Below are 13,445 nucleotides of genomic sequence, written 5' to 3'. Positions count from 1 at the left end.
CCCAGAACCTCGATGTCACTGTCGTCGATCCGGCTGAGGACCACTCTGCCCGGTCGCGCTCACACTTCGGTCACACGGCGCTCGACGTCCGCGACGCCCCCGGAAACTGGTGATGCGGTGCTGGTGGCCCCCCAGGAACCTCTGCCACCAGCACCGCTGAGGACTACTGTGCCCGGCCCCGCTCACACTTCGCTCACACCGCGATCACAGCGCCTCTAAACTGGTCGTGGAACCTGGGGACCATTGCGAGCCGACTACCGCGTGCCGAGTGGGAGCGCGGACACCGGGACGACCGGCCCGGCTGCCTCCACTGTGGACATCCGAGGCGTGCTGCGGCTGGAACGCGGCCACCTCGCCGAGCTCTCCTGGCCCCTGCCGAAGAACTGCGGGGTGTCCTGAGCCGGTGTCACACTCGTCCTGAGAGGAGCGTGTCCTGGGGGTGAACGTGAACGTCGAGTTCCGGGTGCTCGGCCCGCTCGAGGTGCTGGCGGACGGCGAACCGGTCTTCGTCCCAGCCGGCCGCGGCAGGGTGCTGCTCGCGACGTTGTTGTTGCGCCCCAACCGGTTCGTGTCCGTCGACGAGTTGGTCGACCGGCTCTGGGACGGCGAGCCACCGACCGCTGACCGTGCGCACAAGACGCTGCAGACGACGGTGTTGCGGCTGCGCCAGGCGCTCGGCGAGGCGAACCGCGTGCGCACGACCGCCGGCGGTTACCTGGTCGAGGTGGCGCCGGAGGAGCTCGACCTGCTGCGCTTCCGCGAGTTCGTGCGCGGCGGTGACTTCGCCTCGGCTACGGAACTGTGGCGTGGGCCGGCGCTGGCGAACGTGGCGTCGGACGCGCTGCACCGCGAGGACGTGCCGCGTCTCGAGGACGAACGCGTCGGCGTGCTGGAGCGCCGGATCGACGCCGACCTGGACCGCGGCCAGGCCGAGCACCTGGTCGCGGAGCTGGGTGAGCTCGTGCGGCAGTACCCGCTGCGAGAACGGTTCTGGGCGCAGCGGATGACGGCACTGGCCCGCTCGGGCAGGCAGGCGGAGGCGCTCGAGAGCTACCGCGAGATCACCGCGCTGCTGGCCGACGAACTGGGTGTGGACCCCTCGGCGGAGCTGTCCAGGCTGCACCTCGCGCTGCTCAACGGCGAGACGGAGGTGAGCAGGCGCAAGGTCGTCTGCCAGCTGCCGCCCGACACCGCGGACTTCGTGGGCAGGGCGGAGGTGCTGCGCCGGGTCGACGAGGGACTCGCCGCTCCGGGTGTCCCGGTGGTCGTCCTGACCGGTGCGCCCGGTGTGGGCAAGAGCGCGCTCACGACCAAGGCCGCGCACCGGCTGCGGCACCGGTTCCCCGACGGGCAGATCTTCGTCCGGCTCAACGGCGCGGGCGGCGATCCCCGCGACCCGTCCGAGGTGCTCGCCGAGCTGCTCGTCGCGCTGGACGTGCCCACCACCGCAGTGCCGGACGGCGTGGAGGCGCGCAGTGCGTCCTTCCGAGCCCAGCTCGCCGACCGTTCGATGCTGGTGGTGCTGGACGACGCGGCAGGAGCCGAGCAGGTCAGGCCCCTGCTGCCGGGCACGCCGGGGTGCGCGGTGCTGATCAGCAGCAGGCAGCAGCTCGTCCAGGTCGAGGGTGCGCTGAGCCTGCGGTTGCCGCCGCTGAGCGCCGAGGACGGCGTCGCCCTGCTGTCGAGCGTGCTCGGCGCGGAACGGGCGGGCACCGACCCCGCCGCCGTGAGCGCGATCGCGGGCGCGTGCGGCGGGCTGCCGCTCGCGCTCAGGGTGGCGGGCGCCCGTCTCGCTGCCCGCGAGTCGCTGCCCCTGCGTTCGCTGGCCCGCCGGCTGTCCGACGAACGTCATCGCCTGGACGAGCTCACCATGGGCGACCTGGAGGTGCGGGCGACCTTCGGCCCCAGCTACGAGGCGTTGCCGGAGGCCGCGGCCACGGCGTTCCGCAGGCTCGGCCTGCTCGGCGCGACGGACGTGGCCTCCTGGACGGTGGGGGTGCTGGCCGGTGGCGACGGGGAACGGCTCGTCGAACGGCTGGTGGAGGCGAACCTGCTGGACGAGGTCGGCCTGGACGTGACCGGCGAGCCCCGGTACCGCCTGCACGACCTGCTCGCGGTGTACGCCGCCGAACTGGTGCGCGGGGAGGACGCGGAGGTCGTCAGGACGGCCATGCGCGACTACGTCGAACTGCTGCTGACCCTCGTGGATCTGGGCATCACGCGCTGGTCGGGCGGAGACGAACTGCCGTTGCAGCCCATCGCCGTGTCCACCCTGCTCGACCGCTCGGAGATCGAGCGGCTCGCGCACGACGAGCGGTTCCTGTTGGCGGAGAAGGTCAACATCGACCACGCGATCATGTACTGCCTGCGGGAGAACTGGGTTCAGGAGGCCGCCAACCTCGTCGACCGCGCGTTCTTCTACCTCGACATCTACTTCTCCCACGAGCGGGTCGTGCAGTTGCGCGAACTCCTGAGGGACGCGGCGTTCGCCGAGGGGAACGAGCTCGTCGCGTGGCGCTCGGAGCTCGACCTGCTGTACCAGCGGACCACGCGAGGGGTCACCGACGACCTGCTGGCCAGGTACTCGCGCTGCGCCGACGCGTTCGAGGCGATGAGCGCTCACGCCGAGCTCGCTTCCACGCTGGGCGCGTTGACCTACTACACGATGGTGCACACCGGGCAGCCACAGGTGGAGCTGGCCGAACGCGCGGTGGCCGCGGCACGGGCGAGCGGGGACCCGAACCTCTTCGTGGGCAACCTGCGTGAGCTGGGCACCATGCTCGCGTCCGCGGGCCGTTACGAGGAGTCGGTGCGCGTGCTGGACGAGGCGCTGGCGAGCAGCCGGGACGGTGACAGGCACGGCGAGGCCGCGCTGGTGCTCAGCCGGATCGCGTCCAGCGCACTGGCCGGTGGTGATCTCGTGCGGGCGGAGGAGGCGTGCCGTGAGGCGCTCGATCTGATGAAGGAGCCCGGCGACGTCCGGGGCATCGCCTACTGCACCGTCCAGCTGTCCCAGATCGACCTCGCCCTCGGTGACGCCGGGATGGCGCTGACCAACGCGGAGAAGGCGTTGTCGGTCTTCGAAGGGCTCGGCGAACGACGTGGGGCCGTGCGCGCGGTAGCCGCCGTCGCTGAGGCGAACCTCGCGCTCGGCCTGGTGGGCAAGGCCATCGAGGTGGCAGCCGCCGCCGTGGAGGACTACGCCGACGCGGGTGACGCTGCCGCGGAAGAACGACTGCGGGCCGTGCTGGAGCGCGCCCGGCGAGAGGTGTGACGGGTGAGCGTCGAGTTCCGGGTGCTGGGCCCGCTCGAAGTGCTGCTGGACGGGGCGCCGCCGACCGCTGACCGGGCGCACAAGACGTTGCAGATGGTGGTGGCCCGCCTGCGCAAGTCGCTCGGCGCCGCGAACCGCGTGCGCACCGTGCCAGGGGGAGTGGCGGCCTGGCAGGAAGCCGTCGACATCCACCGGTCGAGGAATGACCCGCGGGCCGACGTGGTGGCCGCGCGCGTGGCGGCGCTGGGCTGAAATCGGACACGGCGACCTTCGTCATCCGTGTCGTCCAGCTCAGTCGCATCGGGTAAGCATGTGCGCGAAAGAGGGGAAGGTGCATGAGCCTGCACGTCGCGGTCGACTTCGGCACGTCGAGCACCTGTGTGGCGATCTCCGCGCACGGGCGGGAGCCGCAGGTCGTGGTGTTCGACGGCCAGCCGCTCGTGCCGTCCGCCGTGTTCGCGGCCGCCGACGGCACGTTGTTCGTCGGCCAGGAGGCCGAACGCCAGGCGGCGGTCGATCCCGCGCGCTACGAGCCGCACCCGAAGCGCCGCGTCGACGAGGGGGAGTTGCTGCTCGGTACCACCGTGCTGCCCGTTGTGGACGTTGTGCGGGCGGTGCTGGCACGCGCTGTGGGAGAAGCACGGCGCGTTGGTGGCGGAGCGCCTGTCGACCTCCTCGTCCTCACCCACCCCGCGGACTGGGGCACCGTCCGCACCCGCGTCCTGCTGCAGGCGGCCCGGGGGCTCGGCCGCGAGGTGGTGCTGGTGCCCGAACCCGTCGCGGCCGCCGTCTTCCACTCCGCGAGCCACTCCATTCCGGACGGTGCCGCGCTCGCCGTGCTCGACCTCGGTGGCGGCACGGTGGACGCCAGCGTGGTGGCGCGGGCCGGCAAGAGCTTCCGGGTGCTGTCCGCGAAGGGCGACCCGAGCTTCGGCGGCGCGGACATCGACCAGGCGTTGCTCGACCACGTCGGCGGACTGGTCGCGGCCAAGGACCCCGAGGCGTGGCGGCAGCTCGTCGAGGGCCGTGAGATGACCGACCGGCGCAAGCGGCGGGTGCTGCGGCAGGACGTGCGGGGCGCCAAGGAGACGCTGTCGCGGCACGCCTACACCGACGTGCCGATGCCGCCGCCGTTCCCCGACGCGCACGTGACGCGCTCCGACCTGGAACAGCTGATCGCCGAGCCGATCAGCCGGGCGGCCGCGCTGGCCGGTGCCGCGGTCCGCGACGCCGGTGTCGCGCCCCACCAGCTCGCCGGGGTGTTCCTGGTGGGCGGGTCCAGCCGGATCCCGCTGGTCGCGCGCATGGTGCACGAGCAGATCCGCGTGGTGCCGACGAGCATCGACCAGCCGGAGACGGTGGTGGCCCGCGGCGCGCTGCGGGCGGTCAGCCTCGATCCGGAACGGACCGGTGGCGTGGCCAAGGCGCCCCAGCCGAAGGGACCTCCGGGTGAGGTGACTCACAACCTGCGGGTCGGCGACGAGGCCACCCGCAAGATCACCCGCCGGATCACGCCCCCGCCGCCGGGGCGGTTCCCCACGTCGTTCCCCCCGGCCTCGCCGCTGCCTCCGCCGCGCAGGAGCAAGGCGCCGTTGTTCATCGCGATCGGCGTCGTGATCGCGCTCGCGGCCGCCGGTGCCGGTGGCTACTTCTGGCTGAGGCCTGACGACTCCAAGCAGCAGCCGACCCCGCCCGCCGACCAGATCGCCATCTACGACTACAGCTTCACGCGGCCGGACGGGTGGGAGCAGACGGGCGGGGCCGCCCCCGACCGGCAGGTGCTTTTGCAACCGATTGATCGCAAGAATTCCGATGGCGAACAACCCGAAGCCCGTATTGCTGTGCAGGAGCAAACACTTAAGTACAACAGCGACTCGGATCGGCGGCGTGCGCTGAGTGAGTTGAAGAACACGTATGAGCAACGCCAGAAGAAAGGCGACGAGGTCGCCGACTTCTCCGAAGACACCACATTTGCGGGCAAGTCTGTTGTTCACTATCGCGAAGTGGTCGGGGCGACCGGTGTCGACTGGTACATCCAGTTCGCGGGCGAGCACCAGGTCAGCGTGGGTTGCCAGGCGACGGAGGCCGCGAAAGCCCAGGTCCGCACCGCCTGCGAGCAGATCGTCCGCTCGCTCGTGATCAAGTCCTAGCAGCACGACGTCAGGAGAGCCGCCGATGTCCGCCACCGAGGTCCTCGCCCGGTTCCGCGCCGAGGTCGGAGCAGCGGTCACCCGCGCCCGCCGCGCGTCGGGTGAGATCGGTGAACGCAATGCCAAGCTGCGGGAACGCACACGTGACCTGGCGGAGCGGGCCCGTGAGCGCAAGGTCGAGCCCGGTGCTCAGGCCACTCCCGCCGACGTCCGGGAGGCCGCCACGGGGTTCCGCGCCGACCGCGGGCTGGCCGTCGAACAGGTGCCGGACGTCGCAGAACCGGCCGCTCCCGCTCCAGTTGAGACGGAACGGGTGACTCTCGGTTCCGCGGCCGTCGCTGGTCCGAGTGGTCAGCTTCCCCGTGCGAGTGACGATGACGAGGACTTTTCGCAGTCGCGAATCCTCTACTGACTCCCGGTTTCACCCGGAGCCGTTTACTAGCGCAACTACTTCGAAAGAAGTCGCGACAGGGCGGAACCGGCATGGCAGGGTCATGCGTCGTAAGAGGCGTACGAACCAAGAAGTACGCGACCTGAAGTTCTCTGAAGGGGGCATCTCCCAATGGCATTGGAAGTTACCGCAGCCGAGCTCGACGCCCTGGCCAAGCGCATCATCTCCGTCGACGAGTCGACGCAGGGCACCCTCCGTCAGGTGTCGGGCGCCGTCGACCAGGTGGGCGCCACCTGGAAGGGTGAGTCGGCCACCGCCTTCAAGACCCTGATGGACCGCTTCAACGAGGACGCGCGGAAGCTGTCGCAGGCCCTCAACACCATCGCCGAGTCGATCGCGAGCTCCGCGGACGTCTACGCCCGCCAGGAAGAGGACAACAAGTCCTCCATCTCCGGCATCACCGCCCGTCTCGGCGGCTGATCCCCGCAAGCTCGCAGTTCCGCAAGACCTTCTGAATTTTCTCGACTTCAAGGGGAGATGAAATGCTTCAGGTTACGTTCGCCGAGATCGCGGCCGCGTCCCAGACCATCAGCAGCTCGGCCACGCAGGTCGACGGCCAGCTCGACGAGCTCCGCGCCGAGGTGACGAAGACCCTGGCCGGCTACCAGGGCGACGCCCGTGAGGCCTACGAGGTCGCCCAGAAGCAGTGGGACGAGGCCGCTGCCGACCTGCAGAAGGTCCTCGCCGCCATCGGTACCGCCGTCGGCCAGGCCGGCGAGGCGTACGAGCAGGCTGAGAAGCAGAACCTGCAGCGCTGGTAAGCCTGCTCGTTCTCGGCTACACCCTCGCGAGCCCCGGAACCACGTGGTCCGGGGCTCGCGTACGTCCAGGGGCGGGCGCTTAGGAGGGGCCGTTTTGGTCCCGGCGCCCCCCATCCGGTATCTTCTGACGTTGTTGTGCGGTAGCTGGCGCCCATGTGTGCCGCGCCTGTCTCGGAACCACCGCTTGGTTCGTCCAAGATCGGTCTGGGGCAACCGCCGCAGTGACCCCAGACGCAAGTGACGACGAGGTAGATCCGTGCGCACGTACAGCCCGAAGCCCGGTGAGGTGACCCGCACCTGGCATGTGATCGACGCCCAGGACGTGGTGCTCGGCCGGCTCGCCACCCAGGCCGCGACGCTGCTGCGCGGCAAGCACAAGCCGACTTATGCGCCTCACGTTGACACTGGTGACTTCGTTGTCATCATCAACGCTGACAAGGTCGCTCTGACCGGCGCGAAGCGCGACCAGGCGTTCCAGTACCGCCACTCCGGCTTCCCCGGTGGTCTGCGCAAGCAGTCCTTCGGCGAGGTCCTGGACACGCGTCCGGACCGCCTGGTGGAGAAGGCGATCAAGGGCATGCTGCCCAAGAACCGCCTTGGCCGTCAGATCGCGAACAAGCTCAAGGTCTACGCAGGCGCGAGCCACCCGCACGAGGCGCAGCAGCCGCAGGCCTTCGAGATCAAGAAGATCGCCCAGTGAGCGACGAGAACACCAAGGAAGTTCCTGTGACCACCCCTGAGAACGAGACCCCTGAGGTCGAGACCCCCGAGGTCGAGGCCGAGGTTGTCGAGGCCGAGGTCGTCGACGCTCCTGAGGCCGACGAGGCTCCCGAGGCCGTTGAGGCCGACGCTGACGCCCCCGAGGCTGACGCCGACGAGGCCGAGGTCGTCGAAGAGACCTCCGCGCCGGTGGTCGCCCTCTCGCTGAACGGCGCCGCGCACCTCGCGCAGACCGTCGGCCGCCGCAAGGAGGCCGTCGTCCGCGTCCGCCTCGTGCCCGGCACCGGCAAGTTCACGCTGAACGGCAAGACCCTCGAGGCCTACTTCCCGAACAAGGTGCACCAGCAGCTCATCAGGGAGCCGCTCGTCACCACGGAGAAGCCCGAGACCTTCGACGTGATCGGCAACCTGCACGGCGGCGGCATCACCGGCCAGGCCGGTGCGCTGCGTCTCGCCATCGCGCGTGCGCTGATCGCCATCGACGCCGAGGACCGTCCGGTCCTCAAGAAGGCCGGCTTCCTCACTCGTGACCCGCGGGTCAAGGAGCGCAAGAAGTACGGTCTGAAGAAGGCCCGCAAGGCGCCTCAGTACTCCAAGCGTTGATGCTCCGCCGCGGGGCGAGCCGTGTCTGCGTTCGTCAGACCACTGCTCTTCCGCGGTGAGTGCGGGCACACCCCGCACCCCGAGCGTCATCCAGCTACACCTGCGGGAGCAGCAGTTCACCACGAACTGCTGCTCCCGCAGTGTTTTCCGGGTCCTTTCTCGCCGCCTCGCAGTGTCCAATTCGGAGGATTCATGGCCCGCCTGTTCGGCACCGACGGTGTACGCGGTCTCGCCAACGCCGATCTCACCCCCGAGCTCGCGATGTCCGTCGCCGCAGCGGCGGCAAGGGTGCTCGCCGAGCACGACCGCACCCACCGTCCCGTCGCCGTCGTCGGCCGCGACCCCAGGGCGAGCAGCGAGATGCTCGACGCCGCCGTCACCGCCGGCCTGACCTCGGCCGGTGCGGACGTGCTGCGCGTCGGCGCCCTGCCCACGCCCGCGGTCGCGCACCTGGTCGCCGCGCTCGGCGCCGACATCGGCGTGATGATCTCGGCGTCGCACAACGCGATGCCGGACAACGGGATCAAGCTCTTCGCCGCGGGTGGCCACAAGCTGCCCGACGAGGTCGAGGACGAGATCGAGCAGCACATGGGCACCGGCTTCGACCGTCCCACCGGGGCCGCGATCGGCCGGGTGCGCGACGTTCCCGACGCCGAGATCCAGTACGTCGAGCACCTGCTCAAGGTCACACCGCACCGCCTCGACGGCCTCAAGGTCGTGGTGGACTGCGCGAACGGTGCCGCGTCGGTGGCCGCACCGGACGCCTACCGCCGCGCCGGGGCCGAGGTGATCGCGATCAACGCGAACCCGGACGGCCTCAACATCAACGACGGCTGTGGTTCCACCCACATCGACGTCGTCGCCGCCGCGGTCCGCGAGCACGGTGCCGACCTCGGTATCGCGCACGACGGCGACGCCGACCGCTGCCTCGCCGTGGACGCCCAGGGCGAGCCGGTCGACGGCGACCAGATCCTCGCGGTCCTCGCGATCGCCATGCGCGACGCGGGTGAGCTGTTCGAGGACACGCTCGTCGCGACCGTGATGAGCAACCTCGGCCTGCACATCGCCATGCGGGAGTCGTCGATCCGCCTGCGCACCACCGCCGTCGGCGACCGCTACGTGCTGCAGGACCTCAAGGCCGGCGGTTACTCGCTCGGCGGCGAGCAGTCGGGCCACGTCGTGCTGCCCGCGCACGCCACCACCGGCGACGGCCTGCTCACCGCGCTGCGCCTGATGGCCCGCATGGCCGAGACCGGCAAGTCGCTCGCCGACCTCGCCTCGGTGATGCGCCGCCTGCCGCAGGTCCTGATCAACGTGAAGGTCACCGACAAGGCGGCCGTCGCCAAGGCGTCGTCGGTCAGCGAGGCCGTCGCCGCCGTCGAGGCCGAGCTCGGTGACACCGGCCGCGTGCTGCTGCGCCCGTCCGGCACCGAGCAGCTCGTGCGGGTGATGGTCGAGGCCACCAGCCACGAACAGGCCCAGTCTGCCGCGCAGCGCCTGGCCGGTGTGGTTTCCTCAGTGCACTGAAGGACCACAGGGGGCTGGGGATGACCATGTTGATGTTGCTCGTACTCCTGGTGCTGCTGGGAGGTGTGACAGCGGTCATCATCGCCGTTGTCGCGACGACGAGGCGCAAACCGGTCGCCCAGCCCCCGTTCCCGCCCGGTCACGGGCATCCGCACCACCAGCCGTACCCGCAGCAGGGCTTCCCGCAGCAGGCTCAGCCGCCGTACCCGCCTCAGGGGTACCCGCAGCCGCAGCAGCCCCATTCGCAGCAGAGTCCACCCCCACCACCGCCGAACGGCTGGTGACCGGCGCGCCCACTCGATCAGTGGTGATCACCAGCGTCTTGCGCCGAATGGCTGTTTACTAAGGCAACCGACATCGTGGAGCTCCGGTCACCGCGTGATCCGAGCTGGCACTGTATGGCGGAACCCGATGAGACCGAATTGCGTCAGATCGGGGACTAGGGGAGGCGAGCAGATGTCCGGGTTCGGCGTTCAGTCCGGCGATTTGACCAAGGCTGCGGGGACGTACGAGGCAGAGGGATCAGCCCTGATCCAGATGAAGGCCGCGGCCGTGCCGGGTGTGGGAGCCGGGCAGGTCGGCCGCAAGTTCCAGGGCGTCGCCGCCGAGTACAAGGCCTGCTTCGACCTCTTCGGCCAGGACTTGGAGAAGTTCGGCAAGGAGGCGACCGGCATCGCCACGCGCCTGAAGGACGTCGCCAAGACGTACGAGTCGAACGAGGCGCAGACCTCGAGCCAGTTCAAGGGGTAACGAGTCGTGGCGGATCAGACCGAGATCAAGAAGCTCCTCGACGACCCGAACGTCACGCCGGAGACCAAGAAGGAACTCGTCCGCGCCCTCGCCGGCGCCGGCGCTCCCCAGGAAGAGGTCGAGCGCTACGGCAAGGCGAACGGTGTGGAGGTTCCGGACGACCCGAGCGTGGGCGACCACGTGGTGGGCACGGTTCTCGCACCGTTGACGCTGGGCTTCAGCGAGGCCAACAACATTCGCAAGGAAGGCCAGCACGCCGCCTTCACCGTGGAGGGTGGCGACGCCGACAAGCTCGTCGACCAGGCCAAGGTGGAGCGCGAGCTCGGCTCCACCCAGAAGGTCCTGAACGAGCAGGGTGACGTTCCGAACAGCAACACGCTGCTCGACGCCGGCGCCCCCGGCCTCAGGTTCTTCGAGAAGTTCATCCCGATCTACCCGAAGGCCGCGCAGGCGTGCGGTCACGGCGGTGCCGCGCCGAACCTGCAGAACGACATCTACCGCAAGTACGACGAGGTCCGCGACATCGACTTCGCGAAGTTCCGCGAAGACGCCCACAAGCTCACCGAGAACGTCAAGAAGGCGGACGCGCACGACAACGCGCTGGGTGCCGCCTGGAACGGGCTCGGTTCCTGGGAGGGCCCCGCCGCGAAGGCCGCGGGCGAGTACCGGACCAAGTTCGCCGGCGCCTCGAAGACGTTCGTGCAGCAGGCGGGCACGGCTCCCGGCGCGATCACCGCCGGCGTGACGAACATGCAGAAGCACGTCAAGGACTTCGCGCAGCAGATCCACGACCAGTACTCGGACAAGTGCGGCGGTCTGACGGTCGAGGAGGCCGAGACCGCGATCCGCCAGGCGAACGGCGACATCTTCGAGAACGACGCGGGCATCCTCGACGGACTCTCCGGCCTGCCCGGCTGGGTGGTCGGCGGTGTCGTGGGTGCTCTCACCGGCGGCATCCTGTCGGGCGTTCTCGCGGGCCTCGGCTGGGACTCCTGGGTCAAGGGCCGGCGGGAATCCATCATCAACGAGGCCAAGCAGAAGCTGAAGGCGCTCTGCGAGGAGTTCGACGGCAAGAAGAAGGCGTTCGACGGCTACTGCCAGGCCGTGCAGGCCGGTGTCGACGCCGACTACAAGGCCATGTTCACGGGCCTGAAGAACGCGTTCAAGGACACGTTCGGCCCGATCGGCGACCCCCCGGCGTTCTCCGATCAGGGCGGCGGCCGCCAGAACGTCAACAACGGCGGCGGTGGCGGCGGCAGCCCGAGCGGTGGCGGCGGCCCGAGCGGCGGCGGTGGTGGCGGTGGCACGCCGGAGATCCCGAAGCCGGAGAACCCTCTCGACAAGGACGGCGACGGCAAGCCGGACGTCCCCGGTGACACCGACGGCGACGGCAAGCCCGACGACCTCGACGGCGACGGCAAGCCCGACCAGCCCAAGCCGGAGGAAGAGCTCGAGACCGTCACGGTCACGGCCGGCGACAACACGATCAAGGTCACGGAGCCCGACTCGAACGGGCACGTGAAGATGACGATCGACACGCCGAAGGGCGAGCCGAAGACCTACGACCTGGACTTCAGCAAGAACCCCGAGGCCGCCAAGGCCCTGATGGGGCAGAACGGCGCGCAGGCCATCACCAGCATGGCCAGCCAGCTCACCGCCTCGAACCCGACGGCGGGCGCGCAGACTCCCGCCGCCGGCGCTGCCCCCGCAGCCGGTGGTACCCCGGCGCCCGGCGGCGGAGCGGCTCCGGCCGCGGGCCCGCTCGGTTCGGAGTCGAACCCGATCCCGGTCGAGGTCGGCGCGGACGGCAAGATCCACATCGAGCAGGACGGCGTCAACTTCACCGCCGAGGTCGACACCGACACCGGTGAGATCAACCTGACCGCGGACAACGGCGACGGCACGCCCGACAAGATCGGCGTGGGCTTCGGCGAGGACGAGAACCCCGCCGCGCAGACCCCTGGTTCCGAGTCCGGTCCCGGTGGGGGCGGCTCCGACGGCGCCAGGCTGGAGGACGGCCTGCGCATCCCGGAAGCCGAGTTCCCGGGGCCCGTCACGACGCTGCCCGCCGAGGCCGAGTTCCAGCCGATGCCGGCCGAGGCCGGGTTCCAGCCGATGCCGGCGCCCGCCGGTGAGCAGATCTGGAGCCCGCCGGGAGAGGCCGCGCCGAACGTGGCCGAGCGCTTCCAGGACTCGATGGCCCGCAGCTACATCGAGGACAACGGCATCATGCCGAGCGTCGGCGAGCCCAGGATCTCCGCGGAGAGCCCGCAGTTCGTCCAGGCCTCGGACAGCACGACGACGTCCGGTGTCTCGTTCACCGGCGGCGGCAGCGAGTCCGTGCTCGGCAGCTCGAACGCCGACAGCGCGTGGAGCAGCCCGAACGCGAGCGACGGCAACGGAGGCTCGTTCAACACGAACGCCTCCGAGGCGGGCCAGCCGGGCGCGGCGAACCTGCCGTCCATGCAGGACGCGAACGGCCAGCCGCCCAGCGGTGCGGCCTCCGGCGGCATGATGGGTGGCGGCGGCATGATGGGCGGCGGCATGGCCGGCGCCGGAGCGGGCGGCCAGCAGGGCGGTGACTCCGAGCGCGGGGCCAGCCAGTGGCGCACCACGGGCACGTTGTTCGACGACGACAACAACAACCCGTTGAGCGCCATGCAGACCACGCTGGGCGAAGACCGAGGGGAGGCCGCCAACCCATGGCGATGATCGGGGAAGTGGACCCGCGCGTTCAGGCGTTGTTCGACGAGAACATCGCCAAGACCCGCCGTGCCACCGCCGAGGTCTCGGCGGAGCTCAAGGCGAGCCAGGACAAGGTGGCCGCCGACATCGCGGCTCGCGAGGAGAAGCACAAGCAGGACGTCGCGGCCGCTCAGAAGAGCGCCGAGAACCTCGTCGAGCAGGGCGAACGGCAGCAGTCGCGCAAGCCGCAGTGGGACCGCCCCGAACGCGGCGCCGGTGAACTGGCGTTCGGCCCGGAGGACGACGACGGCTACGCGCCGCCGCAGCAGGCGTCCACTCCGCCGCCTCCGCCCGTGGCCCCGGTCGCGCCACCGCCTCCGCCGGTCCGTCCGCGGCGTCCGGCACCGGTGGACGACGATGACGACCTGAGCGGCCAGACCTGGCTGAGCTGACAGCTGGCCAGTCTCAGTTGAACGCACGCGGGGACCTTTCGTACTCACATGAAGTACGAAAGGTCCCCGCGT

General features: G+C 70.2%; 14 protein-coding genes. All 14 read left to right on the top strand.

Annotated elements, in window-relative coordinates; genetic code table 11:
* Positions 1–243: 243 nt before the first annotated feature.
* The 14 genes from AB0M48_RS20015 (at position 244) to AB0M48_RS19950 (ending at position 13,373) form a co-directional block, all read left to right on the top strand.
* Positions 244–399 carry a hypothetical protein gene (locus AB0M48_RS20015; protein WP_363843845.1) on the top strand — a complete coding sequence of 52 codons (156 nt, stop codon included), beginning with the start codon at positions 244–246 and terminating at the stop codon, positions 397–399.
* 40 nt (positions 400–439) lie between these two features.
* Positions 440–3,274 carry a BTAD domain-containing putative transcriptional regulator gene (locus AB0M48_RS20010; RefSeq protein ID WP_363843842.1) on the top strand — a complete coding sequence of 945 codons (2,835 nt, stop codon included), beginning with the start codon at positions 440–442 and terminating at the stop codon, positions 3,272–3,274.
* Between the two features lie 3 nt (positions 3,275–3,277).
* Entirely contained in the window at positions 3,278–3,526 is a 249-nt protein-coding gene (locus tag AB0M48_RS20005) for a hypothetical protein (RefSeq protein ID WP_363843839.1), read from the top strand.
* 83 nt (positions 3,527–3,609) lie between these two features.
* Positions 3,610–5,424 carry a type VII secretion-associated protein gene (locus tag AB0M48_RS20000; RefSeq protein WP_363843836.1) on the top strand — a complete coding sequence of 605 codons (1,815 nt, stop codon included), beginning with the start codon at positions 3,610–3,612 and terminating at the stop codon, positions 5,422–5,424.
* A gap of 25 nt (positions 5,425–5,449) precedes the next feature.
* Positions 5,450–5,836 carry a hypothetical protein gene (locus tag AB0M48_RS19995; RefSeq protein ID WP_363843833.1) on the top strand — a complete coding sequence of 129 codons (387 nt, stop codon included), beginning with the start codon at positions 5,450–5,452 and terminating at the stop codon, positions 5,834–5,836.
* A 150-nt stretch (positions 5,837–5,986) separates the two neighbouring features.
* Positions 5,987–6,295, top strand: a complete 309-nt coding sequence (locus AB0M48_RS19990) for a WXG100 family type VII secretion target (RefSeq protein WP_363843830.1) — start codon at positions 5,987–5,989, stop codon at positions 6,293–6,295.
* 62 nt (positions 6,296–6,357) lie between these two features.
* A complete protein-coding gene (locus tag AB0M48_RS19985) occupies positions 6,358–6,636 on the top strand; it encodes a WXG100 family type VII secretion target (protein ID WP_363843827.1) in 279 nt (92 codons plus the stop codon).
* Positions 6,637–6,892: 256 nt separating this feature from the next.
* Positions 6,893–7,336, top strand: coding sequence for a 50S ribosomal protein L13 (rplM, locus tag AB0M48_RS19980; protein WP_030478339.1), 444 nt, complete (start codon positions 6,893–6,895; stop codon positions 7,334–7,336).
* Positions 7,337–7,362: 26 nt separating this feature from the next.
* Complete coding sequence (gene rpsI, locus AB0M48_RS19975; RefSeq protein ID WP_363843823.1) at positions 7,363–7,959, top strand: 30S ribosomal protein S9; 597 nt, start codon at positions 7,363–7,365, stop codon at positions 7,957–7,959.
* 192 nt (positions 7,960–8,151) lie between these two features.
* Positions 8,152–9,486, top strand: a complete 1,335-nt coding sequence (gene glmM, locus AB0M48_RS19970; RefSeq protein ID WP_363843820.1) for a phosphoglucosamine mutase — start codon at positions 8,152–8,154, stop codon at positions 9,484–9,486.
* 20 nt (positions 9,487–9,506) lie between these two features.
* The gene (locus AB0M48_RS19965) at positions 9,507–9,770 is read left to right on the top strand and encodes a hypothetical protein (protein ID WP_363843815.1); all 264 of its coding nucleotides are present in this window, start codon (positions 9,507–9,509) and stop codon (positions 9,768–9,770) included.
* A gap of 172 nt (positions 9,771–9,942) precedes the next feature.
* On the top strand, positions 9,943–10,236 hold the full coding sequence (locus tag AB0M48_RS19960) for a hypothetical protein (protein ID WP_093591261.1): 294 nt from the start codon (positions 9,943–9,945) through the stop codon (positions 10,234–10,236).
* A 6-nt stretch (positions 10,237–10,242) separates the two neighbouring features.
* Positions 10,243–12,948, top strand: a complete 2,706-nt coding sequence (locus AB0M48_RS19955) for a hypothetical protein (RefSeq protein ID WP_363843811.1) — start codon at positions 10,243–10,245, stop codon at positions 12,946–12,948.
* Positions 12,939–13,373, top strand: coding sequence for a hypothetical protein (locus AB0M48_RS19950; RefSeq protein WP_363843808.1), 435 nt, complete (start codon positions 12,939–12,941; stop codon positions 13,371–13,373). Before AB0M48_RS19955 ends, AB0M48_RS19950 begins: the two co-directional genes overlap by 10 nt.
* Positions 13,374–13,445 lie beyond the last annotated feature (72 nt).

Origin of the sequence: Lentzea sp. NPDC051208 (assembly GCF_040682435.1) — a bacterium.
GTDB lineage: Bacteria > Actinomycetota > Actinomycetes > Mycobacteriales > Pseudonocardiaceae > Lentzea > Lentzea kristufekii.
This window is presented reverse-complemented; position numbering and strand designations above follow the sequence as displayed.

Excerpts from the sequence above, each read along its gene's own strand:
- AB0M48_RS19960 (WP_093591261.1), top strand. The coding sequence starts at position 9,943 with ATGTCCGGGTTCGGCGTTCAGTCCGGCGATTTGACCAAGGCTGCGGGG.
- glmM (WP_363843820.1), top strand. The coding sequence starts at position 8,152 with ATGGCCCGCCTGTTCGGCACCGACGGTGTACGCGGTCTCGCCAACGCC.
- AB0M48_RS19950 (WP_363843808.1), top strand. The coding sequence starts at position 12,939 with ATGGCGATGATCGGGGAAGTGGACCCGCGCGTTCAGGCGTTGTTCGAC.
- AB0M48_RS19965 (WP_363843815.1), top strand. The coding sequence starts at position 9,507 with ATGACCATGTTGATGTTGCTCGTACTCCTGGTGCTGCTGGGAGGTGTG.
- AB0M48_RS20000 (WP_363843836.1), top strand. The coding sequence starts at position 3,610 with ATGAGCCTGCACGTCGCGGTCGACTTCGGCACGTCGAGCACCTGTGTG.
- AB0M48_RS19995 (WP_363843833.1), top strand. The coding sequence starts at position 5,450 with ATGTCCGCCACCGAGGTCCTCGCCCGGTTCCGCGCCGAGGTCGGAGCA.
- AB0M48_RS19985 (WP_363843827.1), top strand. The coding sequence starts at position 6,358 with ATGCTTCAGGTTACGTTCGCCGAGATCGCGGCCGCGTCCCAGACCATC.
- AB0M48_RS19990 (WP_363843830.1), top strand. The coding sequence starts at position 5,987 with ATGGCATTGGAAGTTACCGCAGCCGAGCTCGACGCCCTGGCCAAGCGC.